This window comes from Streptomyces sp. SudanB52_2052, assembly GCF_964272415.1.
Taxonomy (GTDB): Bacteria; Actinomycetota; Actinomycetes; order Streptomycetales; family Streptomycetaceae; genus Streptomyces; species Streptomyces olindensis.
In genome coordinates this window covers 1,762,467-1,787,038 of sequence record NZ_OZ186796.1, presented here as the reverse complement: position 1 = coordinate 1,787,038, position 24,572 = coordinate 1,762,467, and the positions used below count along the sequence as shown (strand labels likewise).

Sequence of the window (24,572 nt, the reverse complement as noted above, 5' to 3'; positions counted from 1 at the left end):
AGCGCATGACACACCGGACCAGACGCGTCGCGGACGCCCGACCGCGCCGACCGCACCGCAGGCGCGCGGCGGCGCTGGCCACCGCACTGACCACCGTGCTGCTGGGAGCGGCGGCCCAGCTGTCCGCCCCCGAGGCGTCCGCCGCGGAGGCCCATGTCGACAACCCGTTCGCCGGCGCCTCGTTCTACGTCAACCCGGACTACGCCCGCCTGGTCGACGGCTCCGTCGCCCGCACCACCGACGCGTCCCTCAAGGCCAGGATGGAGAAGGTCAAGAGCTATCCGACGGCCGTCTGGCTGGACCGCATCGCCGCCATCCACGGCGGCGAGGTCAACGCGGGCCGCAAGAGCCTCGCCGACCACCTGGACCTGGCGCTCGCGCAGAAGCAGCCCGGCCGCCCGATCGTGGCGACCTTCGTGGTGTACGACCTGCCGGGCCGCGACTGCTCCGCCCTGGCCTCCAACGGCGAACTCCCCCTCACCGCCGCCGGACTGGCGCGTTACAAGAGCGAGTACATCGACGAGATCGCCGAGGTCTTCGCCGACCCCAAGTACCAGGACATCCGCATCACCACCGTGATCGAGCCGGACGGCCTGCCCAACCTGGTCACCAACCTCTCCGACCCCGAGTGCGCCCAGGCCAAGAGCAGCGGCATCCAGGTCGACGCCATCCGCTACGCCCTGAACAAGCTGCACGCCGTCCCGAACGTCTACACCTACCTGGACTTCGCCCACTCCGGCTGGCTCGGCTGGGACAACAACCTCGCCCAGACGACCCGGCTGTACACGGACGTCGTCAAGGGCACCACGGCCGGCCTCGGCAGCGTCGACGGCCTGGTCACCAACGTCGCCAACTACACGCCGTTGACCGAGCCGTTCCTCACCGACCCGAACAGGACGGTCGGCGGCAACATGATCAAGTCGGGCAAGTACTACGAGTGGAATCCCAACTTCGACGAGTCGGACTTCACCCGGGCCGTGCACGCCGCGCTCGTCGCCCAGGGCTGGCCCGCCTCCACCGGCATGGTCGTCGACACCTCCCGCAACGGCTGGGGCGGCAGCGCCCGCCCGACCGCCGAGTCCACGAGCACCGTCCTCGACACCTACATCAGTCAGTCCAAGGTGGACCGGCGGACCCACCGCGGCCTGTGGTGCAACGTCAACGGCGCGGGCCTCGGGCAGCCGCCGCAGGCCTCACCCGCCGGGCACCCGGACTCGCACCTCGACGCCTTCCTGTGGGTCAAGCCGCCGGGGGAGTCGGACGGCGCGAGCAAGGACATCCCGAACGACGAGGGCAAGCGCCCGGACCCGATGTGCAACCCCACCTACACGGCGCCCAACGCGGGCGGCAACCCGACCGGCGCGATGCCGGACGCCCCGCTCGCCGGGCACTGGTTCCACGAGCAGTTCTCGATGCTGGTGCGCAACGCGTACCCGGCGGTGCAGGCGGGCGATCCCGGCCCGGCGGACACCACGGCCCCGACCGTGCCGACCGGCCTGAGGGCCACCGCGAAGACCGCGACCAGCGTCTCCCTGGCGTGGACGGCGGCCACCGACGACGTGGGCGTCACCGGCTACGACGTGTACCGCGACGGCACGAAGGTCGGCGCGGCGCCGGTCACCGGGACCACGTTCACCGACACCGGGCTGAGCGCCTCGACGGCGTACGGCTACACGGTCCGCGCCCGTGACGCCGCCGGGAACGTCTCCGCCGCCTCCGCCGCGCTGAGCGTCACCACGGAGGCGGGTGGCGGCGGACCCGACCCGGCCGGCGGCCTGAAGGTCACCTACCGGAACAACGACACCTCGGCCACCGACAACGCCATCCGCCCCGGCCTGCGGATCGCCAACACCGGCAGTACCTCCGTGGACCTGACCGAGGTCACCGCCCGCTACTACTTCAGCCGGGACGGCGGTTCGTCGACCGTGAACGCGTTCTGCGACCACGCGGCGGTCGGCTGCGGCAACGTCACCCTGCGGGTGGTGCCGCTGACCACCCCGGTCGCGGGCGCCGACGCCTACCTGGAGGTCGCGTTCAGGAGCGGCACCCTGGCCGCCGGCCAGGACACCGGCGAACTCCAGCTGCGCCTGGCCAAGTCGGACTGGTCCGCCTTCGACGAGACCGGCGACTACAGCCGTACGGCCGCCACGTCCTACGCGGAGGCCCCGAGGATCCCCGCCTACCGCGGCGGCGCCCTGGCATGGGGCACCCCGCCGGCCTGATCCGCCCGGAATCTCCGGGGAGACACCCAACCCCACCACCCCCACAGGAGAGACGAATGGCCCGAAGCACCAGACGCCCCCTGTCCTTACTCGCGGTCCTGGTCACCCTGCTCGGCGGGCTCGGTCTGGCCCTGATCGGCCAGAACAGCGCGCAGGCGCACGGCGTGACGATGATGCCGGGATCGCGGACCTACCTCTGCTACCTGGACGCCAAGACGAACACGGGCGCGCTCGACCCCACGAACCCCGCGTGCAAGGCCGCGCTCGCCGAGAGCGGCGCGAACGCGCTGTACAACTGGTTCGCCGTGCTCGACTCCAACGCCGGCGGACGCGGCCCGGGTTACGTCCCGGACGGCAAGCTGTGCAGCGCCGGCGACCGCTCCCCGTACAACTTCACCGGCTACAACGCCGCCCGCGCGGACTGGCCCCGGACGCACCTGACCTCCGGGGCGACGATCCGGATCAAGCACAGCAACTGGGCGCACCACCCGGGCGACTTCCGGGTGTACGTCTCCAAGCCCGGCTACTCGCCCACCAAGCCGCTGGGCTGGGGCGACCTGGAGCTGATCCAGACCGTCACCAACCCGCCGCAGTCCGGCTCGGTGGGCAGCGAGTCCGGTCACTACTACTGGGACCTGAAGCTGCCCTCGGGCCGCTCGGGTGACGCGATGATGTTCATCCAGTGGGTGCGTTCGGACAGCCAGGAGAACTTCTTCTCCTGCTCCGACATCGTCTTCGACGGCGGCAACGGCGAGGTGACCGGCATCCGCGGCTCGGGCGGCACCCCGAACCCGACGCCCACGCCGACCCCCACCCCCACGCCCACCGACCCGCACACCGGGTGCATGGCGCTCTACAAGGTGACGAACTCCTGGAGCGGCGGCTTCCAGGGGTCCGTCGAGGTGATGAACCACAACACCACCGCGCGTGACGGCTGGGCCGTGCGCTGGCAGCCGGGTGCCGGAACCCGGATCAGCCAGGTCTGGAACGGCAGCCTGAGCACGGGCACCGACGGCATGGTGACGGTCAGGCACGTGGACCACAACCGCACGATCCCGCCGGACGGCACGGTGACGTTCGGCTTCACCGCCACGTCGACCGGGAACAACCTGCCGGTCGGCTCGATCACCTGCGTCAACCCGTAATACCGCGCACGGCGGCGCCGGCTCCCGCACCCGGGGGCCGGCGCCTCGCCGTGCCGGCGGGTCAGGCGGCGAACGCCTCGGCCGGCTCGTTCACCGGCCGCGGGGTGCCCGTCGGGTCGAGCACGAACAGCGGCACGCCCAGGGCGTCGGCGCGGGCGCGGGCCTCCTCGCCGTACCCGGCGAGGGAGAAGTAGACGCAGGCCGCCGACTCCGTCATCGCGGTCAGCCACAGGCACTCCACGTCCCGCGCGTCCGCCGGGCGCACGGTCGGATCCACCTGGGCCAGCACGCCGGGGGCGGCGAGCCCGATGCCGGAGGGCGGGCGCTGGTCGGCGCGCCGCACCTCCCCGTGGCCGAGCCAGCGCAGATAGAGGACGACGGCGGTGACCGCGTCGCGCGCGGTGCGCAGGGGCACCGGCCGGAAGGCGGGGCGCGCGGGCGGCGGCGGGATGTCCGGCGGGGCGCCGCGCGTGCCCGCCACCGGGAGTCGCAGCACCGTCCCGCAGGGGCAGCCCAGCTCCGGGTGCGGCCACGAGGACGGACGGTCGCAGGCGCCGCAGTGCAGGGTCACCCACTCCTCGTCCCAGGACCGGTGGGTGACGGCGGCCGGCAGCGCGCGCGGATCGAGCGGCGGCGCGACGGGCGCTCCGCAGGCGCACGGATAGGACGGCACGGCGAACTGATGGGCGCGCCCACAGGCCGGACAGCGCACCGACACGCTCTCGGACATGCCCCCCATCGTCCACCCGCGGGCCCTCGCCTGTCCGTTGCTCGGCCCGCCGGCTCCGGGCATCTCTTGACGGCTTTCCCGCACCCCCCTACATTGCTTCCAGATAGCAGAATTAAGTTTCCGCATTGCGGAAGGTGCTCACGGCGGGGCGCGACGGGAGTGCGTATCCGACAGCCGAACCAGGAGTAGTCCCATGGCTCGTATGACCGCTGCCCGCGCGGCAGTCGAGATCCTCAAGCGCGAGGGCGTCACCGACGCATTCGGTGTCCCGGGCGCGGCGATCAACCCCTTCTACGCGGCGCTCAAGGCCTCCGGCGGCATCGCCCACACCCTCGCCCGGCACGTCGAGGGCGCCTCGCACATGGCCGAGGGCTACACCCGCACCCACCCGGGCAACATCGGCGTCTGCATCGGCACCTCCGGCCCGGCCGGCACCGACATGATCACGGGGCTGTACTCCGCGACCGGCGACTCCATCCCGATCCTGTGCATCACGGGCCAGGCCCCGACCGCCGTGATCCACAAGGAGGACTTCCAGGCCGTCGACATCGCCGCCATCGCCAAGCCGGTCACCAAGATGGCCGTGACCGTGCTGGAGGCCGCGCAGGTCCCGGGCGTCTTCCAGCAGGCGTTCCACCTGATGCGCTCCGGCCGCCCCGGCCCGGTCCTCATCGACCTGCCGATCGACGTCCAGCTCACGGAGATCGAGTTCGACCCGGAGACGTACGAGCCGCTCCCGGTCTACAAGCCCGCCGCGACCCGCGCCCAGATCGAGAAGGCGATCGGGATGCTGAACGCCTCCGAACGGCCGCTGATCGTCGCCGGCGGCGGCATCATCAACGCCGACGCCTCCGCGCTGCTCGTCGAGTTCGCCGAGCTGACCGGCACGCCCGTCGTCCCCACCCTGATGGGCTGGGGCGTCCTCCCCGACGACCACGAGCTGAACGCCGGCATGGTCGGCCTGCAGACCTCGCACCGCTACGGCAACGCGACCTTCCTGGAGTCCGACTTCGTCCTCGGCATCGGCAACCGCTGGGCCAACCGCCACACCGGCAAACTGGACGTCTACACGGCCGGGCGGACCTTCGTCCACGTCGACATCGAGCCCACCCAGATCGGCCGGATCTTCGCCCCCGACTACGGCATCGCCTCCGACGCCAAGGCCGCCCTGGAGCTGTTCGTCGAGGTGGCGCGCGAGCTGAAGGCGGCCGGCCGGCTGCCCGACCGCTCCGCCTGGGCCGCCGCCGCGCAGGAGAAGAAGGCCACCCTCCAGCGCCGTACGCACTTCGACGACATCCCCATCAAGCCGCAGCGCGTCTACGAGGAGATGAACAAGGCCTTCGGCCCGGAGACCCGGTACGTCTCCACGATCGGCCTCTCGCAGATCGCCGGCGCCCAGATGCTGCACGTCTACCGGCCCCGGCACTGGATCAACTGCGGCCAGGCCGGCCCGCTCGGCTGGACCGTCCCGGCCGCGCTCGGCGTCGCCAAGGCCGACCCGGAGGCCTCCGTCGTCGCGCTCTCCGGCGACTACGACTTCCAGTTCATGATCGAGGAGCTGGCCGTCGGCGCGCAGCACCGGATCCCGTACGTCCACGTCCTCGTGAACAACGCCTACCTGGGCCTGATCCGCCAGGCGCAGCGGGCCTTCGACATCGACTTCCAGGTCAAGCTGGAGTTCGAGAACATCAACGCGCCCGAGCTCGGCGTCTACGGCGTCGACCACGTCAAGGTCGCCGAGGGCCTCGGCTGCAAGGCGCTCCGGGTGACCGACCCGGCCGAGCTGGGCGCCGCGTTCGAGCACGCCAAGAAGCTCGCCGCGGAGTACCGGGTCCCGGTCGTCGTCGAGGCGATCCTGGAGCGCGTCACCAACATCTCCATGTCGACGACCAACGACATCGGCAACGTCGTGGAGTTCGAGGAGATCGCCACCGAGCCGGGGCACGCCCCGACCTCGATCAGGACGCTGAAGGTCTGAGAGACGCCGGAGAGAGGCGGTCCGTCCGTGAGGACGGGCCGCCCCTCACGCATGCGCGGTCGCGAGATCGCTACGCATGGGCGGTCGCGAGGATCACTCCCCGCCGCCTCCCCCGCCGCCCCCGCCGCAGTAGGCATGGCCCCCGTAGCCGCCGCCCGTGCCGCGGGGCGAGTGCTTGAGGAGGGGCGTGCCGCCCACCTCGGCCCGGCGGACCAGGCCCGCCCGCAGGGCGAAGCGGGGCACCAGGAGCCGTAGCGCGGACTCGCCGTGCAGGGCGACGGCCAGCAGCCGGTCGTGGTGGCTCAGGCCGCGCCTGCCCTCCGGCAGGGGGTGGGCGTGCCGCAGCTCCCGGACGTGCCGGCGGGCTGCGCGGGTCGGGCCGAGCAGCGGGTAGCGCAGCAGCCCGGCGTCCGCGAGCGGGATGCGCATCAGCGCGACCGCCAGCCGGATGTCGGGGTCCTTCACCAGGGTCTTCAGCCCGGCGGGCTCACGCAGGCACGTGTGCACCGCCGTCGCCAGGGGAGACGGCGGCCGCTCCCCGGGCACGGCGTCCCCGATACCCCTGCGCATCGTCCCGGGCAGGTCGGCCTCCAGCAGGCCCCGCAGATGCAGGTCCACCACGGCGACGGTGACGGCGGCCCGCGGGCCGTCCCCCAGCAGTGCGATCTCGTGCGGCTCCAGCCGGACCGCCGTACCGTCGCCCATGGCTTCACCCCCGTGCCGGGGCCCGCCGCCCCCGTGCCGGCGGGCCCCGTGTGTCGAGAATGTGCCCGGCCCCGGGGGCTGTTGAAGCCCCCGGGGCCGGGTTCAGAGGTTGATTTGAGGGTGCCGTACGGGGAGTACGACCCGTGCCGTACGCGCTCAGGTGCCGTGGTGCTCCGAGAGCCCCGGCCAGTCGTCCGGGCCGCCGCCCTGCCACTCGACGAGGTCGTTCTCCTCGACGTCCGTCACGTAGAGGTCGGCCAGCCGCAGGATCTCCGCCACGTCGTCGACGTGCGTGGCGATGCCCAGGGGCTCGTCGCCCAGCGTGACCCGCCGCGATCCGTCCAGGGCGGGAGCGTGGACCACGACGTGCGGGTGCTCGGTTGGATGTGCCATGCCTTCAGGCTGCTGCCGCGCGGGCGGTTCCGCACCCTGGAACGGGCTGGCCGTCCGGCGGCGCGAGGCTGGGCGCGACAGGACATTCGCGCCGCCGGACGGGGTCTGGGAGGCAGGTACTGGGACCGCGGCGGGTGTGACGGAGCCCGGAGCGGACTTCCCTCGGGTCGAGAAGCCGGTCCCGGCACCTTCACCACCGCACTGGCTCACACGCCCCCGAGTTCTCGACTTCGCTCGAACAGGGGGGACCCCCACCGCGGTCCGCGCCCTGCCCGCGTCCGTGCCCGGGGCGACCACCCCTCATCCGGGTCGCCCCGGGCGGTCGGACGCGGTCAGGGAGTTCAGTCCTCGCGCAGCGCGCGGACCGCCTTCTCCACGCGGCGCCCGTACTCGGGGTCGGCGGCGTGGAAGTGCGCGAGGTTCTTTTCGATCACGTCGTCGCGGGAGACCTGGGACAGGCCGCCGGCGATGTTCGCGACCAGGCGGGACTTCTCCTCGGCGGACATCAGCCGGTACAGCTCGCCCGCCTGGAAGAAGTCGTCGTCCTTGGTGTGCGGGGGCGCCGCGTGGGTGCCCGTGTGGCCGTGCACCGCGAGCGGGGCCGACAGCGGGCGGCCGGTCTCGACCGGGCCGTGGTAGGAGTTCGGCTCGTAGTTCTTCGCGTACCGGCCCTGCGGGTTGGACGCCATGAAGCCGCCCCGGCCGTAGTTCTCGGCGGTCGTGGCCCGGGGCGCGTTGACGGCCAGCTGCGTGTGGTTGACGCCCAGGCGGTAGCGGTGGGCGTCCGCGTAGGCGAACAGACGGCCCTGGAGCATCTTGTCGGGCGAGGGGCCGATGCCCGGCACGAAGTTGTTCGGGGAGAAGGCGGCCTGCTCGACCTCGGCGAAGACGTTGTCCGGGGCCTGGAGCAGGTCCGTCTGGTGCGAGTTCGGGTCCTTGCCCGCGAGCTCGGCGGCCTGCTCGCTGCTCAGGCAGCGGATGCCCTGGTTCGTCTTGAAGTGGTACTTGACGAAGAAGGCCTCGCCCGCGCTGATCGTCCACTGGTAGGTGTGCGGGCCGTAGCCGTTCATGTGCCGGTACGAGGCCGGGATGCCGCGGTCGCCCATCAGCCAGGTCACCTGGTGCGTGGCCTCGGGGGAGTGGGCCCAGAAGTCCCAGACGTTGTCGGGCTCCTGACGGCCCGATGGGGGCACCTGCCCACGCCTTTCGGGCAGTGGGGGAGGGTCCCGCTTCTGCGAGTGGATGAAGTCCGGGAACTTGATGGGGTCCTTGATGAAGAAGACCGGGGTGTTGTTCCCGACGAGGTCGTAGTTGCCCTCCTCGGTGTAGAACTTCATCGCGAAACCGCGCGGGTCGCGGACCGCGTCCGCGCCGCCCAGCGAGTCGGCCACGGTGGAGAAGCGGACGAACACCTCGGTGCGCCTGCCGACCGAGCTCAGGAAGTCGGCGTGCGTGAAGTCCGTGACGTCGTCGGTGACTTCGAAGTGGCCGTACGCGCCCGAGCCGCGGGCGTGCACCACACTCCCCCACTGCCTTAAGGGCGTGGGAGGTGCCCCCACCGGGATGCGCTCGCGGTTGAAGCGCGCGAGCTTCTCCAGCAGGTGCTGGTCCTGGAGCAGGAGCGGGCCGCCGACGCCGGCGGTGGCGGAGTTCTGGTTGTCGGCGACGGGGGCGCCGGACTCGGTGGTGAGCACGCGCTGCGACATCGTGACCTTCCGTACGAGAGGGCAGTGGAAAAGTGTTTCCGCTTTGCGGAGCCTAAGGTCGGGGCGATCGGAGCGTCAACACTTTGTTGAAGTAGTGGGCATGGCTGAGCCGGGCGGCGCCGCCCCTCTGGGCGCGACAGGACAGGTGTCAGCGGCGACGCCGCCCGGGGTAGGGGGGACCCTCGGGATCTACGAGAGTCAGACCTGGGCGCCGGACAGCCGCTCCACGGCCCGCAGCAGCGCCGAGTGGTCCAGGCCGCCGTCACCCTGGGCGCGCAGGGACGCGACCAGCTGGGCGACCACGGCGCCGACGGGCAGGGCCGCGCCGACGGTGCGGGCGGCGTCCGTGACGATGCCCATGTCCTTGTGGTGCAGGTCGATGCGGAAGCCCGGCTTGAAGTCGCGGTTCAGGAAGTTGTCCTTCTTCCGCGTCAGCACGGTGGAGCCCGCGAGCCCGCCGTTGAGGACGTCCAGGGCCGCCTTCAGGTCCACGCCGGACTTCTCCAGGAAGACCACGGCCTCGGCGCACGCCTGGATGTTCACGGCGACGATCAGCTGGTTGGCGGCCTTCACGGTCTGGCCGGAGCCGTGCGGGCCGCACAGCACGATGGTTCTGCCGAGCGCCTCGAAGATCGGCTCGGCCTCGTCGAAGTCGGCCTGCTCGCCGCCGACCATGATGGACAGCACGGCCTCGATCGCTCCGGCCTCACCGCCGGAGACGGGGGCGTCCAGTACGCGGATGCCCTTGTCCGCCGCGGCCTTGGCGAGGTCGACCGACGTCTGCGGGGTGATCGAGGACATGTCGATCAGCAGGGCGCCGGACCGCGCGTTCTCCAGGATGCCGTCGGGGCCGTAGGCGATGGCCTCGACCTGCGGGGAGGCCGGCACCATCGTGATGACGACGTCGGCGTCCCGGACGGCCTCGGCGATCGAACCGGCGGCCGTGCCGCCGGCGGCGGCCAGGCGGTCCAGCTTGTCCTGCTCCAGCGTGTAGCCGGTGACCTGGTAGCCCGCCTTGATCAGGTTCTCGGACATGGGGGAGCCCATGATGCCGAGGCCGATCCAGGCGATCTTGGGGAGGTTGCTCATGACGGGGGTGCCTTTCAGGTGGATGAGGGTCAGCGGGGCAGCCAGTCGAAGGCCTCGGCGCTCGGGCGGTCGCCCGGCTTGTACTCGAGTCCGACCCGGCCGTCGTAACCCGCCTTGGCCAGCTGGTCGAGGAGGTCTTCGAGGGGCAGCGAGCCCGTCCCCGGCGCGCCGCGGCCCGGGTTGTCGGCGATCTGGACGTGGCCGGTCTTCGCGGCGTACCGCTCGATCACCGCCGGCAGGTCCTCGCCGTTCATGGACAGGTGGTAGAGGTCCATGAGGAAGCGGGCGTTGCCCAGCCCCGTCGCCTCGTTGACCTGGTCGACGACGCCCACGGCCGCCGGGGCCGACACCAGCGGGTACAGCGGCGACTCGGGCTTGTTCAGCGCCTCGATCAGCAGGACCGCGCCGATCCGGTCGGCCGCCCGCGCCGCCAGGGCCAGGTTCTCCAGGGCGAGCGCGTCCTGCTCGGCCGGGTCCACGCCCTCGACGCGGTTGCCGTACAGGGCGTTGAGCGCCGTGCAGCCCAGGGAGGCGGCGAAGTCGGCGGCCACGTCGATGTTGGCGCGGAACCGCTCCGACTCCGCGCCCGGGACCGACAGGGCGCCGCGGTCCGGGCCCGGGAGCTGCCCGGCGTAGAAGTTCAGGCCGGTGAGCCGGACGCCCGCGTCCTCGATCGCCCGCTTCAGGGAGTCGAGCTCGGACCGCTCGGGCGTGGGCGAGTCCACCCAGGGCCACCACAGCTCGACCGCGGTGAAGCCGGCCGCGGCGGCGGCCGCCGGGCGCTCCAGGAGCGGGAGTTCCGTGAAGAGGATCGACAGGTTGACGTTGAAGCGCTGGTCTGCGAATCCCATCGGGGGCGGCGCTCCCTTCCTGGTGGTTCAGTTCCTGGCGGTTCGATAATTCCGTATCGCGGAATCGTGTTTCTGCTTAATGGAAGATTGCCTGTGGCCGGGAAGGGCTGTCAAGAGCCCACGCGAAAAAGCGCCCCCGCGCGGGGGCGCGGGGGCGCATCGGCGGGGGCGGTTCACAGCGCGTCGACGGCGCTCACCTTCCAGCCCTCGGAGGTGCGGGTCAGGGTCATGCGCACCCGGTTCAGGTCCACCCGGGACCCCGTGACCTGGGTGCTTCGGGTGACCTGGTTGACGAAGAGCAGGACGACGGCCCGGTCCGCCGAGGCCGACACGACGGAGGCCGCCGGGTCGCCGCCGCCCGCCGGTTCCGCGACCGTCGCCCTCACCACCCCGTGGTACTTCCGCGCGGTCGGCCCGACCACCGCCTTCGTGGTCCTGCGGTACTCCTCGGCGAACTTCCCGGTCAGATGGGTGCGCGCCCGGGCGAAGTCGCGCTCCAGGTGCCGGTAGTCGTACGACAGGACGATCGGTGCCGCCGTCCGGGCCGCCGCGAGGGCCTGCTGCCGGGCCTGCCCGGCCTGCCGTCCGTCCAGGTACTGCCGACCGAGCACGGCACCCGCGACCAGGCCCGCCAGGAGCAGGACGGCGAGCACGAGAGCGAGCGGCCTCCGCCACAGGCGCGACACTCCCGCACCCCGGTCGGCCACGGCAGTGCGCTCGGCAACGGCAGTGCGCTCGGCCGCGTCGGTGGGTTCTGCCGGTTCCGTGGGCTCGGACGGCCCGGTGGGCTCGGCCGGTTCGGCCGCCGCCACGGCCTCGGCGAACTCCGGTGACGGCTCGGGCGGGTCGTCCCAGCCGTTGTCCGGCGCCTCGACGAGCACGGTCCGTCCGGACCGCTGCCGCTCCGGCACCACGCGCTCGGTGCGGTCCGTGTGCTCCCCACGCCGCGTGCGCTTGGCCGCCGCGCGGGCGGCCGCGGTCATGGTGCGGCGGGCGGGGGAGCCGGCGCCACGGCCTCGGGTGGTCGGGTTCGCCACGGTCTGTCTCCTCGGGGCCTCGATGCGGGACGGGTGGTCAGCCGACGAACTCGACGTCGGAGGTCAGCCATCGGCCGCCCTCCAGGACGAGGTCGAGCTGCAGGCGGTACGTGCGTGCCTCCCCCTTGGGCACGGCGGTGTTGGTCACCTTGCTGTCGGCGACCACCAGGACCCGGGCCGTCCGCGCGCCGGAGCGCACGAGGCCCGCTTCGAGGACCTGGCCCTCGGACACCGACTTGTTCCGGGCGACGAGCTCGGTCAGCTCCTTGGTCTGCGCGGCGAACTGCTTCTTGAAGTCGCCCGTGGCGCCCTTCAGCACGTTGCCGCTGTCGCGGTCGTAGCGCCGGTAGTCGAGCGACGTGAAGTTCAGCGCGGACTGCCGGGCCGCCGCCAGGATGTCCTGGCGGCGCTGCTCGGCCGCCCGCTGCTCCTGCACCTGCAAGCCCAGCCAGAGCGCCGACGCCGTGGTCACGACCGTCGCCGCGGCGAGTCCCGCCGACAGCGCCCGCCGGCGCCCGGCCGGCATGGCGTATTCCCCGACTCCGGGCGCCGTGCGGCGACGGGTGTCCGCCCGCCCGGCGAGCAGCCGCCGCAGCGGTCGCACGGCCCGCGGGAGCGGGCCGCCGGTCAGCGGGCGCAGGCCCCCGCTCATGCCATCGGTCCGACGAGCAGCCATTGCCACGAGTCCTTTCCGAACACGGTCTGTTCGCCGCCCGTCGAGCCGATCTCGACGGGCGTTCCGTCCGGGCCGGTGGCGGTACCGGTCTCCGGGTCGTACGGGGCGACGTACGCCGCCCGGTCGGCGCCGCCGGAACGGCCGGAGGCGCCGGGGGCGTTCTGGGCGCCGCGCACCGAGGTGTCGCCGCCGCGCGGGGCGGTGCAGCGCGCGTCGGTGTTGGCCGGGCGCCTGCTCGTGTCCGAGGGGTCGCGCCGCCGCGTGTCGTACCCCTGGGTGCAGGCCGGCGGGTCGTCGGCGTTGAGGACCAGGCCGAAGTGGGTGGTCCCGTCGCCGGGGATGACGGTGTGGCTGCCCGCGACCGCCACCGGGAAGGTGACCAGGGCCTGCTCCACGCCGGGCAGCCGGGCCAGGGTGACCTGGCCGCCGCTGATGAGGTTGGCCAGCAGGACCGGCAGGTCCGGCCGGAGTGACTTCAGCAGCGAGTTGACCTCCACCCCGGCGGGCGGCGCGTTGCCGATCAGCCGGCGCAGGTCCCCGTCGCTCGACTTCAGCTGAGCGGTGAGGGTGGCCAGGTCGCGGGAGAACGACTTGATGGACGAGCCCTGGTCGGCCTGCGTCCTGAGGACCTTCCGCGAGTCCTCGATGAGCGAGATCGTCTCCGGCAGCGAGTCGGACGCCGACTCGACGAGCGCGTTGCCCGAGTCCACCAGCCGGCTCAGCCGCGGCCCCGTCCCCGCGAAGGCCTCGCCCAGCTCGTCCACGGTGATCCGCAGATCGTCCTTGCCGACGGAGTTCACCAGCCGGTCCAGACTGACGACCATGTCCGTGACGGGCAGCGGCACCCGGGTGCGGTCGCGCGGGATCGTGCTGCCGTCCAGCAGGTACGGGCCGTCGGTGCGGCGCGGTTGCAGGTCGACGTACTGCTCGCCCACCGCCGAGCGGTTCGCCACCACCGCCAGCGTGTCCGAGGGGATGCGCGGCGCGCCGTCCTCGATGTCCAGGGCCACCGACACACCCGAGCCGGACAGCCGCAGCTCGCCCACGCGGCCCACCGGCACGCCGCGGTAGGTGACCTCGGCGCCGGAGAAGATGCCGCCGGAGTCGGCGAAGTCGGCCCGCACGGTGTAGCCCCGGTCGAGCAGGCCGTCCACCAGGCCGGTGTACTCGGCGCCGACGTACGACACGCCGACGGCGGTGACGGTGGCGAAGGCGAGCAGCTGGGCCTTGACCGTACGTGTGATCACGGCTGTATCCCCTTCAGCAGGAGCTCCGCCAGGTCGAGGTCGATCCCCGGCGGGAGGCGGTGGGAGCCGGCCGGAGGGCCGTAGGCCGCGGTGCACACCGGCGGGCACAGCGGGTCGCCGTCCGACGGGGCCGAGGGCCGGACGGGCGTGTCCGGCAGGTCCGGGGCGTCCGGCACGGTCGGTGCCGGGACCGGGGGCACGTCCGGGAGCTCGGGCAGGTCCGGCGCCTCGGGCAGGTCCGGGGGCTTCGGCCCGCCGGAGTCGCCGCCGCGCTCACCGGGCTTCTCGGTGAGGTTGCCGTAGATGCCCGCCAGGTCCAGGTCGGCGGTCACCCTGAGGTTCACGTAGTCGCCCTTGACGGCGTCCACGGCGTTGCGCGGGAACGGATAGGTCGTCAGCAGCTCCAGTGAGTTGGGCAGGTCGTCGCCGGCCTTGTTCAGCTGCTGAAGGATCGGGCGGAGCCGCTTGAGGTTCGCGACCGTGTCGTCCCGCGAGGCGTTGACCACCTTCGTGCCCGTCTTCCCGAGCTTCGACAGGGCGGTGAGCATCTTCGTCAGATCGCGCCGCTGGTCGGCGAGGACCTTCAGCGCGGGCGGCATGGTGTCGACGGCCGTGGCGATGGTCTTCTTCTCCTTGGCGAGGCGCTCCGCCAGCCGGTCGATGCCCTTGAGGGCCCGGACGATGTCCTTGCGCCGGCCGTCCAGCCCGCCGAGGAACGTGTCCAGCTCCCTCAGCAGCGACCTGACCCGGTCCTCGCGGCCCTCCAGGGCCTTGTTCAGTTCCACGGTGATCGTCTTGAGCTGGGCGACCCCGCCGCCGTTGAGGAGCGCGGCCAGGGCGGACAGCACCTCCTCGACCTCCGCGTTGCGGCCGCTGCGGGACAGCGGGATCAGGTCGCCGTCGCCGAGCCGGCCCGCGGGGGCGGTGCCCGGCGGGGCGGACAGCGCCACGTACTTCTCGCCGAGCATGCTGGTCTGGCGCAGCTCGGCGACCGCGTTGCCGGGCAGCTTCACGTGGTCGGCGACGCGCAGCCGGACCCGGGCGTGCCAGCCGTCCAGCTCGACCTTCTCGACGGCGCCCACCGTGACCTCGTCGACCTTGACCGCGGACTGCGGCACCAGGTCCAGGACGTCTCGGAACTCGACCGTGACGTGGTAGGCACGGCCGTCCGCGGCGGCGCCGCCGGGCAGCGGCACGTCGTACCAGCCGTTGAACCCGCAGCCGGTCAGCAGCAGCGAACCCGCCGCCGTCCAGACGACCGGCCGGACCGTGCGCGGCGTCCTGCGCGCCGTGCTCCTGCGCGGGGTGTTCTTGCGCGGGGTGTTCATGCGCGGCCCTCCAGGATTCCGCCGAGGCTGCGGTCGACCGTCCCGGTGCCCGGCACCGCCGGGGCCTTCGGCACCTCGGGCAGGGAGTCGAAGAGCTTCCTCAGCTCGGCGCAGTCGGGGTTCTTGCCGCCCTCGTCGCCGGTGGTCCTGAGCAGGGAGCACAGCAGGGCGGCCGGGTCCTGCGGATGCTGTGCGTTGTTGCGGGTGTCGAGGGTGCCGGCGGCCGGGTTGTAGGCGTTCTGCAGGTTCGACAGCCCGGTGGGCGCCACCTCCAGCAGCTCCTCCAGGGCCGCCCGCTGGGTGACGAGCACCTTGGTGACCTTGCTCAGGCCCTTGACGTCGGCGGCCAGCGTCTTCTTGTTCTTCCTCACGAAGTCGGCCACGTCACCGAGCGCCTTCGCCAGGTACTTCAGCGCCGCCGCGAGGTCCTTGCGCTCCCCGGCCAGCTGCCCGGCCACCTCGGCGAGACTCTTGTTGAACGACCGCACGTCCTGGTCGTCGGCGGCCAGCGCGGCCGTGAAGACCTGGAGGTTGCGCACGGTGCCGAACAGGTCGCCGCGGCCGTCGGACAGCGTGGTGACCGCCTGGGAGAGGTCCTCCACCGTTTGGTTCAGGTTCCTGCCCTGCCCTTCGAGGTTGTCCGCGCTCACGCCCAGCAGCCGGGCCAGGGCCCCGTCCTCGTTGGCGCCCTTGGGGCCGAGCGCCTCGGACGTGGTGTGGAGGCTGTCGAAGATCCGGTCCAGTTCGACCGGGACGGCGGTGCGCGACTCGGGGATGACGGCGCCGTCCCGCAGCACCGGGCCCTTCCGGTACACCGGCAGCAGTTGCACGTAACGGTCGCTGACCACCGAGGAGTTGATGATCGCCGCCCGTGCGTCGGCCGGGACCCTGCGGTTCTCGTCGTACTCCAGCTCGACGCGCACCCGGCCGCCCTCGGGCGTGATGCTCCTGACCTCGCCGATGCGGACGCCGAGGACGCGCACGTCCGAGCCGGGGTAGATGCCGACGGTGCGCGGGAAGTACGCCGTGACCCGGACCGGGTCGGACTGCGGCCACAGCACGACGGTGAGCGCGGCGGCGAGGGCGAGCACGGTGATCAGGGCGACGGCCTTGCGACGTCCGGTCATCGGGTGCCTCCCGTGCGCGGCACCACCGGGGCGGCCACCAGGTTCTGGACGTAGGAGTCGAACCAGCGGCCGTTGCCGAGGGTGTTGCTGAAGACCCGCACGTACGGGGCGAGCAGCCGCACGCTGCGGTCCAGGCTTCGCTGGTTGCGTTCGAGCATCGCGACGAACGTGTTGAGGCCCTTCAGGGCGGGCCCGATCTCCGCGCGGTTGTCCTCGACCAGGCCGGAGAGCTGGATGCCGAGCGCGGCGGAGCTCTTGAGGAGCCGGTGGATCGCGGCGCGCCGCTTGCCGATCTCCTTGAACAGCTTGTCGCCGTCCTCGACCAGCGCGGAGAAGTCCTCGGAGCGGTCGGCCAGCACCCCGGTGACCCCGTTGGCGTGGTCGAGGAGTTCGCGCAGCTCCTTGTCGCGCGAGGCCACCGTCCGGGAGATCCGCGACAGTCCCCGGATGGCGGCCCGCACCTCGGCGGGCGAGTCCTGGAAGGTGGTGGAGACGGTGTCCAGCGCCTTCGCGAGCCGCTGCGTGTCGACCTCCTCGGTGGTGGTCGTCAGGTCGCTGAACGCCTGCACGACGTCGTACGCCGACACGGTCCGGCGCAGCGGGATCTCGCTGCCCGGCTCCAGCCGGCCCGGGCCCTCGGGGTGCAGGGCGAGGTACTTCGCGCCGAGGATCGTCTTGACCCGGATGGAGGCGCCGGTGTCGGTGCCGAGGCCGGGGTCGTTCTTGACCTTGAAGGTGACCCGGACGTGGTCGCCGTCCAGGTCGACCTCCTCGACCTTGCCGACCTTGACCCCGGCGATCCGCACCTCGTCGCCCGGCTTGAGCCCGCCGGCCTCCGAGAAGGCGGCGCTGTACCTCGCGCCGCCGCCGATCAGGGGCAGGCTGTCGGCGTTGAACGCGGCCAGGGTCAGCAGCGCCAGGACGGTGAGGCCGGCGGCGCCGATCACCACGGGGTTGCGGTCGCGGAACGCCTTCGCCCGCGGCCGGCGCAGCCGGGGCCACGGCAGCCTCGGCAGCTTCGGCGGCTCGATCCGCACCTTCATCAAGGGCTCGGGGCGGCGGGCCCGCCGCCGGAGGACACGCGGGCTCATGCGCCGCACCTCGCCCTCGCCACATGCAGCTCCGGGGTGAGCACCTGCTTCGTCTTCGGCAGCACGATCCGGCCGTCGAAGTCGCAGAGGTAGAAGTTGAACCACGAGCCGTAGGACGCCGTCCCCGTCAGCTCGTCGAGCTTGTTCGGCAGCCGCTTCAGCACGCCCTCCACGGTCTTCTCGTTCCTGTTCAGCGTTCCGGTCAGATCGGTCAGCTCCGCGATGTCGTCCTTCAGCGGCGGGCGGGCGTCCCGGAGCAGCCCCGAGGTGGCCTCGGTCAGGTCGCCGATGCTCACCAGCGACTCCCCGATGGGCTTGCGGTCGGCGGACAGCCCCGAGATGACCCGCCGCAGCTGCTTGAGCAGCCCGGAGAAGCGGGCGCCGCGCTTGTCGAGCGTGGCCAGCACGGTGTTGAGGTTGTCGATCACGGAGCCGATCAGCCGGTCGCGGTCCGCCAGGGTCGTCGTGAGCGACGCCGTGTGCGCGAGCAGGCTGTTCACCGTGCCGCCCTCGCCCTGGAGGGTCCTGATGATCTCGGTGGCGAGCTGGTTGACGTCCTTCGGGCTGAGCGCGGCGAACAGCGGTTTGAAGCCGTTCAGCAGCGCGTCGAGGTCCAGCGCCGGCTGCGTCCGCGACAGCGGGATGGTGCCGCCGGGCCGCAGCCGGGTGCCGTCGCCCGCGCCCTCGGTCAGCGCGATGTACCGCTGTCCGACCAGGTTGCGGTAGCGGACGACCGCACGGGTGCCGGTGAGCAGCGGACGGTCCTCGCGCACCGTGAAGCTGACCTCGGCCAGCGTGCGGTCCTTGATCCGGATGCCCTCGACCTCGCCGACCCGCACGCCGGCCACCCGGATGTCGTCGCCCTCCTCCAGGCCGGTGACGTCGCTGAACACCGCCCGGTAGGTGTGCTCCGGGGTGAAGGAGAGGTTGACGATGGTGGCGGCGAGCAGGGCCGTCGCCGTGATCGTCACCAGGGCGAAGAGGCCGAACTTGACCAGCGGGGCGGCCGTCCGGCGTGCCGTCGACGTGCTCATGCGACGCTCACCGCCGTTCCGCGGGCCAGCGGTCCGAACAGCAGGGTCGCCACGGGCGGCACCTCGTCGGCGGGTACGCCCAGGACGGGCGCCACGAGCGAACCGACGGCCCGCTGCTCGGCGCCGGTCGAGGACACCTGGCCGGGCGGCGCGCCGCCGCTCGGACTCCCCGCCGACGTGCCGTCGTCGAGCTTGGGCTTCGGTCCCGGCACCGGCGGGTGCGGCAGGCCCCGGCAGTCGGGCCCCGACCGGTCGGCGTAGCGCGGCTCCTCACCGGGCCGGTACGCGCCCTGCGGCCGGACGACCTCCAGGGTGATCCGCATGACGCCGCCCCGGAACGCGTCCTCGGACGCCTTCTCCTGCCGCACCAGGCCGTCCAGCAGGCACGGGTACTCGGGCGAGTAGCGGGCGAACAGCTCCAGCGTGGGCCGGGAGACCCGGCCGAGGGTGATGAGCCGGTCGCCGTTGTCGTCCAGGACGCCCCGCGCGGTGCCCGCGGCCGTCGTGGTCGTCCGCAGCGCGGCGGCCAGCCGGTCCCGCTCCTCCACGAGGGTCCGGCTGGTGGTGACGGTGTTGCGCAGGATCCTCATCAGGTCGGGGGCGGCGTCGCCGTACACCTCGGCGACGTCGGCGAAGCGCGCGATGTCCTCCTTCAGGGACGGCAGATGCGGGTTGAGCCGGCGCAGATAGCCCTCGACCCGGGTCAGGTTGTCGCCGATCCGGTCGCCCCGGCCCTCCAGCGCGGTGGCGAACGCCGAGAGCGTGGCGTTGAGTTTCCCGGGTTCGACCGTGCGCAGCAGCGGCAGCAGGTCGTTCAGCAGCCGCTGCACCTCCATGCCCACCTTGGTGCGGTCCTGCGTGATGACGTCCCCGGCGCGGATCGGCCGAGTCGGGGAGGACCCGGAGCGGGCGGGCGCCACGAGGTCGACGTACTTCTCGCCGAACAGCGTCTTGGGCAGCAGCCGGGCGTGCACGTCCGCCGGGATGTGCGTGACGTACTCCGGCTTGAGCGCGATGCCGAGCGTCGCCTTCGTGCCGTCGGCGCGCACCTCGCGCACCTCGCCGACCAGCAGCCCGCGCAGCTTGACGTCGGCGCGCGGCTCCAGCTGGTTGCCCAGGGTGTCGGCCTCGAGCGTGATGCGCACCACGGGCGTGAACGCCTGCCGGTAGACGGCCACCGAGAGCGACAGCAGCAGGGCGAGCACGGCGAGGAAGGTCAGGCCGTACAGGCGCAGTCGGACGGTTCTCATCGGCCTCACCCCGCGATCCGTACGGTCGTGCTCGCGCCCCAGATCGCGAGGCTCAGGAAGAAGTCCAGGACGTTGATGGCGACGATCGACGTCCGTACCGCGCGGCCCACCGCGACACCGACACCGGCCGGTCCGCCGCTCGCGTAGTAGCCGTAGTAGCAGTGCACCAGGATGATCAGCACGGCGAAGACGATCACCTTGCCGAAGGACCAGAGCACGTCGACCGGCGGCAGGTACTGGTGGAAGTAGTGGTCGTAGGTGCCCGTCGACTGCCCGTAGTAGACGGTGGTGATGGTCCGGGCGGCCAGGTACGAGGACAGCAGCCCGATCACGTACAGCGGGATGACGGCGACGAACCCGGCGATCATCCGCGTGGTGACGAGGAACGGCAGCGAGGGCACGCCCATCACCTCCAGCGCGTCGGTCTCCTCGCTGATCCGCATCGCGCCGAGCTGCGCGGTGAACCCGGCGCCGACCGTCGCGGACAGCGCGAGCCCGGCCACCAGCGGGGCGATCTCCCGGGTGTTGAAGTACGCCGACAGGAACGCCACGAAGTTGGAGGTGCCGAGCTGGTTGAGGGCCGCGTAGCCCTGGAGGCCGACCTCGGTGCCGGTGAAGAACGACAGGAAGGCGATCACGCCGACCGTGCCGCCGACGACGGCGAGCGCGCCCCGCCCGAAGCTGACCTCGGCGAGCAGCCGCAGGATCTCCTTCTTGTACCGGCGCAGGGTGCGGCCGGTCCAGGCCAGGGAGCGCCCGTAGAAGGACAGTTGGGTGCCCAGCTCCTCCAGCCGGTGCAACAGCGCCATGCCTCAGCCCCTCTGCGGAACGACTTGGAAGTACACGGCGGTCATCACGAAGTTCGTCACGAACAGCAACATGAACGTGATCACCACCGACTGGTTGACGGCGTCGCCCACGCCCTTGGGCCCGCCCTTCGCCGTGAGCCCCTTGTACGAGGCGACGATCGCCGAGATCGCCCCGAACACCAGCGCCTTGATCTCGGCCGCCCACAGGTCGGAGAGCTGCGCGAGCGTGGTGAAGGAGGCGAGGTAGGCGCCCGGGGTGCCGTTCTGCAGGACCACGTTGAAGAAGTAGCCGCCCGCGACGCCGACCACCGACACCAGGCCGTTGAGCAGCACGGCCACCAGCATCGAGGCCAGCACCCGGGGCACGACGAGCCGGTGGATGGGGTCGATGCCGAGGACCTGCATGGCGTCGATCTCGTCGCGGATCTTGCGCGCCCCGAGGTCCGCGCAGATCGCCGTGCCGCCCGCGCCCGCGATCAGCAGCGCGGTGACGATCGGCGAGGCCTCCCGCAGCACCGCGAGCACCGAGGCGGCACCGGCGAAGGACTGGGCGCCGAGCTGCCGGGTCAGGCTGCCGATCTGCAGCGCGATGACCGCGCCGAAGGGGATCGAGACGAGGGCCGTCGGCAGGATCGTGACGCTCGCGACGAACCACGCCTGCTGGATGAACTCCCGTGTCTGGAAGGGGCGCCGGGGCAGGGTCCGGACGACGTCCAGCGCCATCGCGAACAGGTGCCCCGAGTGCCGCAGCGCCCCGGTCGGTGACAGGCTCACGCGTCCGCCCCCTCTCTGCGGTGCAGCTCGGCCTCGCGTCTCGCGATCGCCTGCCAGCGGGGCGGGCGGACGATGCCGGGGCCCGGCAGCAGGCGGGGCGTCGGCTCCCGCACCACGGGCCCCTCGGTGAGCTGCGCCAGCTCCTGCTCGACCTGCGCCGCGTCCTTCTCCTCCGCCATGCCGATCGGCCCCTGCATCCGGCCGTTCAGGAACTGCCGTACGACCGGCTCCTCACTGGCGAGCAGCCGCTCGCGGGGCCCGAACATCACCAGCTCGCGGCGGAACAGCAGCCCGATGTTGTCCGGGACCTGGCGGGCCGAGGCGATGTCGTGCGTGACGATCAGGAAGGTCGCGTCGATCTGCGCGTTCAGGTCGACGATGAGCTGGTTGAGGTAGGCCACGCGCACCGGGTCGAGGCCCGAGTCGGGCTCGTCGAAGAGGATGATCTCCGGGTCGAGGACGAGCGCCCGGGCGAGCCCGGCCCTCTTCCGCATCCCGCCGGAGATCTCGCCGGGCAGCTTCCCCTCGGCGCCGATCAGCCCGACCATGTCCATCTTCTCGAGCACGATGCGCCGGATCTCGCTCTCGGGCTTGCGGGTGTGCTCGCGCAGCGGGAAGGCGATGTTGTCGTACAGGTTCATCGAGCCGAACAGCGCGCCGTCCTGGAACAGCACGCCGAACAGCTTCCGCACCTCGTAGAGCTCGTGCTCGCGGAGCCGGGTGAGGTCGCGGCCCTGGATCGTGATCGAGCCGCGCTCCGGCTTCAGCAGTCCGACGAGCGTCTTGAGGAACACCGACTTGCCCGTGCCGGAGGGGCCGAGCAGGACCGAGACCTCCCCGGCGGGCAGCGTCAGCGAGACGTCCTGCCAGATGACCTGGTGACCGAAGGACTTGGTCAGCCCTTCCACACAGATCTCGACACCCATCCGGTTCACCCTTCAGCCGTGGAGCAGCTCCGACATCTGCTCTACGGGGAGGGGCGGGGCGTCCGTCGCGGCGGAGGCCGATTTTTTTCGGACGGGTTTCCGGGCGGCTCGGCGGACGCCCTCACGGGAGCGCGCTCGGGGTGCGGGCGCCCTTACGGGAGCGGGCTCGGGGTGGGGACGGCCGACGGAGAGCCCGGCAGGGCGGGGGTCTCCGAGGGGAGCGGTGGAACGGACGGCACCTCCTGGACGGACGGGACCGCGGTGACGGACGGGACCGCGGGGACGGCGGGCTCGACCGGCACGTCGGGGAGAGCCGGCAGCTCGGGCACGTCCGGCACCTCGGGAGCCGACAGCTCCGGCAGCGGGGAGACCTCCGGCAGGTCCGGCACGGAGAGCGGCAGCAGGGAGCCGTCGGCGGGAGACGCCTGAGGCTCCGGCCGGGACGGCAGGGCCGAGGACCGGGCGGGCCGCGGCACGGAGATCCGGTCGGTGCCGTCGGGCCGGAGTACCGTCGCCGCGCCCGGAGAGGCCCCGGCCGGCCGCGGAGCCGGACCGTCCCCGCCGCCGTCGAGCGCGTACGGCAGCACCAGCACCCCCGCCACCACCAGCGTCGCCGCCGTCGAGGCCACCGCCACCGCCTGGGTCTTCCCGCCGCCGTGCGGCCGCCCGCGCCCGAGCAGGAACAGCACGGCGCCGAGAGTGCCGGCCAGCGACGCGCGCAGCGTGCGGCGCGCCCGGGCCAGCAGCGACTCCACGGTCCGGTAGCTCAGCCCCATCCGCACGGCGACCTGGCCGACGTCCAGGTCCTCGGACTTCAGCCGCAGCGCCTCCGCCTGGCGGGCGGGCAGCTCCCCGCTGCGCACGGCCAGCCAGCGGGCCTCCGCCCGGTCGCACACCACCTCCTCGACCGGCACCGGGCCGGGCGCGACGAGCGTGGGGCTGGTGCGCACCTCGGCCTCGCGGTTGACCTGCCGGTACCGATCGACGCACAGCCGCATGGTGACCGTCGTCAGCCAGGCGCCCAGCCGCTCGTCGTCCAGGTCCGGGCGCTCCGCGGCGCGCAGCATCGCCTCGTGCACGGCGTCCTCGGCGTCCTCCTGGCTCATCGACCTGCGCCGGGCCACCTTGAGCAACTGCTCGCGGTGGCTCCACATGCGCTCCCAGCGGTCCTGCGCCGCCTGTCTCCCGGCAGGCGTGTTCGCATGCGTCTCCGCAGGCATGTCCGTCGCCATTGAGGGGCCCCTTCGTGCTCGCCCGCCGGGCCCGTGCCGCCCGGCGGGTGGCGACATTACCGCCCGGTAGCGGCGGTTGTGGAGGGGGTGGAGCCCATCGAGTCCGCACCGTTGCTGGTCAGCGGGGCGTCACCGGGCAGCAGACCGGTGCCGGGGAGGTCCGTGCCGGTGCCGGGGACGGGGAGCCCGGGCTCCTCCGGCGCCGCCGGGCCGCCCGCCGGACGGGACCGGGTCGGGGCGGGCGAGGCGGGCGCGGTCGGTGTCCGGGGCCGGGGCGCGCTGGGGCGGGCGGACGGCGTCGGCGAGGGGCGCGGCGCGGGCTCGGGCGTGGCGGCGGGCCGCGACGGCTCGGGCCGCCCCGAGGGTGTCGCGGGACGGTCCGGCACCACCCGGTGCCCCGACAGGAAGTACGCGTACCAGGCGAGGACCGTGCGCAGATAGGCCCGCGAGTGGTTGTAGCCCAGGATCGCCCGGTCCAGGTCGGCCGGGTCGGACAGGTCCCGGCCGCCGGCGCACAGGTAGCGGCCGGCGGCGAGCGCGGCGTCGAAGACGTTGTCCGGGTCGGCCCGGCCGTCGCCGTTGCCGTCCGCGCCCCAGCGGGCCCAGGTCGACGGGATGAACTGCATGGGGCCGACCGCCCGGTCGTACACGGTGTCCTGGTCGTACGCGCCGCCGTCGCTGTCCCGGATGAGCGCGAAGCCGGCGCCGTCCAGCCGCGGGCCCAGGATGGGGGTCACGGTCGTACCGTCCGCGGTCACCCGGCCGCCCCGCGCGTGCCCGGACTCCACCTGGCCGATGGCCGCCGCCAGCTGCCACCGCAGCCGGCACCCCGGAGTGGTGCGGGCGAGCTCCGCCTCGGCGTTCCGGTAGGCGGCGAACACCGTCTCCGGCAGCGCGCCGCCGGACACCCGCGCCCGGCGGGCCTCGCCCTTCCGGGCCCGCAGCGGCGGCAGTTCCGTACGGTACGGACTGTCGCCGGACACGCTCGGCCCGTGCCCGCCGGACGCCTGCTGCGCGGGTGCCGAAGCCCGGGCCGGTGCGGCCCCCGGCGCCTGCGAGGCCGTCAGCACGGTCAGGGCGGCCACCGCCACAGCCGTACCCCTGGCCCCTTTGAGCCCGCCCCTGAACACACGCCCTGCCATCTCCCTGTCCCCTCCCTGTCCGGATCCGTCCTCTGCTCTACGCGGCAGGGGCACGGGTCCGTCGCACGCGGTGACCGGTT

The 24,572-nt window shown here is 72.7% G+C and carries 22 protein-coding genes; 3 read left to right on the top strand and 19 right to left on the bottom strand.

Annotation, left to right across the window (positions count from 1 at the left end):
* Nucleotides 1–5: 5 nt before the first annotated feature.
* Nucleotides 6–2,222: a glycoside hydrolase family 6 protein gene (locus tag ACSUPV_RS07940; protein ID WP_037767170.1), complete on the top strand. Its 2,217-nt coding sequence runs from the start codon at nucleotides 6–8 to the stop codon at nucleotides 2,220–2,222.
* A gap of 56 nt (nucleotides 2,223–2,278) precedes the next feature.
* Nucleotides 2,279–3,367 carry a lytic polysaccharide monooxygenase auxiliary activity family 9 protein gene (locus ACSUPV_RS07935; protein ID WP_436947201.1) on the top strand — a complete coding sequence of 363 codons (1,089 nt, stop codon included), beginning with the start codon at nucleotides 2,279–2,281 and terminating at the stop codon, nucleotides 3,365–3,367.
* Between the two features lie 61 nt (nucleotides 3,368–3,428).
* Here the strand turns inward: ACSUPV_RS07935 and ACSUPV_RS07930 are convergent, their stop codons facing one another.
* Nucleotides 3,429–4,106 carry a hypothetical protein gene (locus ACSUPV_RS07930; RefSeq protein ID WP_037767173.1) on the bottom strand — a complete coding sequence of 226 codons (678 nt, stop codon included), beginning with the start codon at nucleotides 4,104–4,106 and terminating at the stop codon, nucleotides 3,429–3,431.
* 184 nt (nucleotides 4,107–4,290) lie between these two features.
* Here ACSUPV_RS07930 and gcl point away from each other — a divergent pair, with 184 nt between their 5' ends.
* The gene (gcl, locus tag ACSUPV_RS07925) at nucleotides 4,291–6,075 is read left to right on the top strand and encodes a glyoxylate carboligase (protein ID WP_031120234.1); all 1,785 of its coding nucleotides are present in this window, start codon (nucleotides 4,291–4,293) and stop codon (nucleotides 6,073–6,075) included.
* Between the two features lie 93 nt (nucleotides 6,076–6,168).
* Here gcl and ACSUPV_RS07920 read toward each other — a convergent pair whose 3' ends face one another.
* The 18 genes from ACSUPV_RS07920 to ACSUPV_RS07835 all read right to left on the bottom strand — a co-directional run bounded on the left by ACSUPV_RS07920 (nucleotide 6,169) and on the right by ACSUPV_RS07835 (nucleotide 24,426).
* Complete coding sequence (locus ACSUPV_RS07920) at nucleotides 6,169–6,780, bottom strand: TIGR04222 domain-containing membrane protein (RefSeq protein WP_382615017.1); 612 nt, start codon at nucleotides 6,778–6,780, stop codon at nucleotides 6,169–6,171.
* Nucleotides 6,781–6,936: 156 nt separating this feature from the next.
* Nucleotides 6,937–7,173, bottom strand: coding sequence for a hypothetical protein (locus ACSUPV_RS07915; RefSeq protein WP_031120236.1), 237 nt, complete (start codon nucleotides 7,171–7,173; stop codon nucleotides 6,937–6,939).
* Between the two features lie 341 nt (nucleotides 7,174–7,514).
* A complete protein-coding gene (locus tag ACSUPV_RS07910) occupies nucleotides 7,515–8,879 on the bottom strand; it encodes a catalase (RefSeq protein ID WP_436947200.1) in 1,365 nt (454 codons plus the stop codon).
* A 198-nt stretch (nucleotides 8,880–9,077) separates the two neighbouring features.
* A complete protein-coding gene (locus tag ACSUPV_RS07905) occupies nucleotides 9,078–9,968 on the bottom strand; it encodes a 2-hydroxy-3-oxopropionate reductase (RefSeq protein WP_436947199.1) in 891 nt (296 codons plus the stop codon).
* A 29-nt stretch (nucleotides 9,969–9,997) separates the two neighbouring features.
* Complete coding sequence (locus ACSUPV_RS07900) at nucleotides 9,998–10,819, bottom strand: TIM barrel protein (RefSeq protein WP_382615014.1); 822 nt, start codon at nucleotides 10,817–10,819, stop codon at nucleotides 9,998–10,000.
* A 173-nt stretch (nucleotides 10,820–10,992) separates the two neighbouring features.
* Nucleotides 10,993–11,856: a hypothetical protein gene (locus ACSUPV_RS07895; RefSeq protein WP_436947198.1), complete on the bottom strand. Its 864-nt coding sequence runs from the start codon at nucleotides 11,854–11,856 to the stop codon at nucleotides 10,993–10,995.
* Between the two features lie 37 nt (nucleotides 11,857–11,893).
* The gene (locus ACSUPV_RS07890) at nucleotides 11,894–12,508 is read right to left on the bottom strand and encodes a hypothetical protein (RefSeq protein ID WP_436947197.1); all 615 of its coding nucleotides are present in this window, start codon (nucleotides 12,506–12,508) and stop codon (nucleotides 11,894–11,896) included.
* Nucleotides 12,505–13,779 (bottom strand): MCE family protein, encoded by a 1,275-nt coding sequence (locus ACSUPV_RS07885; protein WP_436947196.1) that lies wholly within the window; start codon nucleotides 13,777–13,779, stop codon nucleotides 12,505–12,507. Before ACSUPV_RS07885 ends, ACSUPV_RS07890 begins: the two co-directional genes overlap by 4 nt.
* Complete coding sequence (locus ACSUPV_RS07880) at nucleotides 13,776–15,107, bottom strand: MCE family protein (RefSeq protein ID WP_078651049.1); 1,332 nt, start codon at nucleotides 15,105–15,107, stop codon at nucleotides 13,776–13,778. The genes ACSUPV_RS07885 and ACSUPV_RS07880 overlap by 4 nt, the downstream gene beginning before the upstream one ends.
* A complete protein-coding gene (locus ACSUPV_RS07875; RefSeq protein ID WP_037767697.1) occupies nucleotides 15,104–16,234 on the bottom strand; it encodes an MCE family protein in 1,131 nt (376 codons plus the stop codon). Before ACSUPV_RS07875 ends, ACSUPV_RS07880 begins: the two co-directional genes overlap by 4 nt.
* Nucleotides 16,231–17,325: an MCE family protein gene (locus ACSUPV_RS07870; protein ID WP_382615010.1), complete on the bottom strand. Its 1,095-nt coding sequence runs from the start codon at nucleotides 17,323–17,325 to the stop codon at nucleotides 16,231–16,233. Before ACSUPV_RS07870 ends, ACSUPV_RS07875 begins: the two co-directional genes overlap by 4 nt.
* Nucleotides 17,322–18,359, bottom strand: coding sequence for an MCE family protein (locus tag ACSUPV_RS07865; RefSeq protein WP_031120246.1), 1,038 nt, complete (start codon nucleotides 18,357–18,359; stop codon nucleotides 17,322–17,324). The genes ACSUPV_RS07870 and ACSUPV_RS07865 overlap by 4 nt, the downstream gene beginning before the upstream one ends.
* The gene (locus ACSUPV_RS07860; RefSeq protein WP_382615009.1) at nucleotides 18,356–19,609 is read right to left on the bottom strand and encodes an MCE family protein; all 1,254 of its coding nucleotides are present in this window, start codon (nucleotides 19,607–19,609) and stop codon (nucleotides 18,356–18,358) included. Before ACSUPV_RS07860 ends, ACSUPV_RS07865 begins: the two co-directional genes overlap by 4 nt.
* Nucleotides 19,610–19,614: 5 nt before the next feature.
* Nucleotides 19,615–20,418, bottom strand: a complete 804-nt coding sequence (locus tag ACSUPV_RS07855) for an MlaE family ABC transporter permease (RefSeq protein WP_031120248.1) — start codon at nucleotides 20,416–20,418, stop codon at nucleotides 19,615–19,617.
* A 3-nt stretch (nucleotides 20,419–20,421) separates the two neighbouring features.
* The gene (locus ACSUPV_RS07850; protein WP_359762587.1) at nucleotides 20,422–21,192 is read right to left on the bottom strand and encodes an MlaE family ABC transporter permease; all 771 of its coding nucleotides are present in this window, start codon (nucleotides 21,190–21,192) and stop codon (nucleotides 20,422–20,424) included.
* Entirely contained in the window at nucleotides 21,189–22,118 is a 930-nt protein-coding gene (locus ACSUPV_RS07845; protein WP_031120249.1) for an ABC transporter ATP-binding protein, read from the bottom strand. Before ACSUPV_RS07845 ends, ACSUPV_RS07850 begins: the two co-directional genes overlap by 4 nt.
* 152 nt (nucleotides 22,119–22,270) lie before the next feature.
* Nucleotides 22,271–23,350, bottom strand: coding sequence for a sigma-70 family RNA polymerase sigma factor (locus ACSUPV_RS07840; RefSeq protein WP_436947195.1), 1,080 nt, complete (start codon nucleotides 23,348–23,350; stop codon nucleotides 22,271–22,273).
* Nucleotides 23,351–23,406: 56 nt separating this feature from the next.
* Nucleotides 23,407–24,426 (bottom strand): lytic murein transglycosylase, encoded by a 1,020-nt coding sequence (locus ACSUPV_RS07835; RefSeq protein ID WP_436949884.1) that lies wholly within the window; start codon nucleotides 24,424–24,426, stop codon nucleotides 23,407–23,409.
* Nucleotides 24,427–24,572: the final 146 nt, after the last annotated feature.

What these genes read in the sequence shown, in the direction of transcription:
- ACSUPV_RS07870 (WP_382615010.1), bottom strand. Translation starts at nt 17,325, where the DNA reads ATGAGCCCGCGTGTCCTCCGGCGGCGGGCCCGCCGCCCCGAGCCCTTG.
- ACSUPV_RS07840 (WP_436947195.1), bottom strand. Translation starts at nt 23,350, where the DNA reads ATGGCGACGGACATGCCTGCGGAGACGCATGCGAACACGCCTGCCGGG.
- ACSUPV_RS07935 (WP_436947201.1), top strand. Translation starts at nt 2,279, where the DNA reads ATGGCCCGAAGCACCAGACGCCCCCTGTCCTTACTCGCGGTCCTGGTC.
- ACSUPV_RS07910 (WP_436947200.1), bottom strand. Translation starts at nt 8,879, where the DNA reads ATGTCGCAGCGCGTGCTCACCACCGAGTCCGGCGCCCCCGTCGCCGAC.
- ACSUPV_RS07845 (WP_031120249.1), bottom strand. Translation starts at nt 22,118, where the DNA reads ATGGGTGTCGAGATCTGTGTGGAAGGGCTGACCAAGTCCTTCGGTCAC.
- ACSUPV_RS07875 (WP_037767697.1), bottom strand. Translation starts at nt 16,234, where the DNA reads ATGACCGGACGTCGCAAGGCCGTCGCCCTGATCACCGTGCTCGCCCTC.
- ACSUPV_RS07865 (WP_031120246.1), bottom strand. Translation starts at nt 18,359, where the DNA reads ATGAGCACGTCGACGGCACGCCGGACGGCCGCCCCGCTGGTCAAGTTC.
- ACSUPV_RS07940 (WP_037767170.1), top strand. Translation starts at nt 6, where the DNA reads ATGACACACCGGACCAGACGCGTCGCGGACGCCCGACCGCGCCGACCG.
- ACSUPV_RS07900 (WP_382615014.1), bottom strand. Translation starts at nt 10,819, where the DNA reads ATGGGATTCGCAGACCAGCGCTTCAACGTCAACCTGTCGATCCTCTTC.
- gcl (WP_031120234.1), top strand. Translation starts at nt 4,291, where the DNA reads ATGGCTCGTATGACCGCTGCCCGCGCGGCAGTCGAGATCCTCAAGCGC.
- ACSUPV_RS07855 (WP_031120248.1), bottom strand. Translation starts at nt 20,418, where the DNA reads ATGGCGCTGTTGCACCGGCTGGAGGAGCTGGGCACCCAACTGTCCTTC.
- ACSUPV_RS07915 (WP_031120236.1), bottom strand. Translation starts at nt 7,173, where the DNA reads ATGGCACATCCAACCGAGCACCCGCACGTCGTGGTCCACGCTCCCGCC.
- ACSUPV_RS07890 (WP_436947197.1), bottom strand. Translation starts at nt 12,508, where the DNA reads ATGAGCGGGGGCCTGCGCCCGCTGACCGGCGGCCCGCTCCCGCGGGCC.
- ACSUPV_RS07930 (WP_037767173.1), bottom strand. Translation starts at nt 4,106, where the DNA reads ATGGGGGGCATGTCCGAGAGCGTGTCGGTGCGCTGTCCGGCCTGTGGG.
- ACSUPV_RS07860 (WP_382615009.1), bottom strand. Translation starts at nt 19,609, where the DNA reads ATGAGAACCGTCCGACTGCGCCTGTACGGCCTGACCTTCCTCGCCGTG.
- ACSUPV_RS07880 (WP_078651049.1), bottom strand. Translation starts at nt 15,107, where the DNA reads ATGAACACCCCGCGCAAGAACACCCCGCGCAGGAGCACGGCGCGCAGG.
- ACSUPV_RS07905 (WP_436947199.1), bottom strand. Translation starts at nt 9,968, where the DNA reads ATGAGCAACCTCCCCAAGATCGCCTGGATCGGCCTCGGCATCATGGGC.
- ACSUPV_RS07920 (WP_382615017.1), bottom strand. Translation starts at nt 6,780, where the DNA reads ATGGGCGACGGTACGGCGGTCCGGCTGGAGCCGCACGAGATCGCACTG.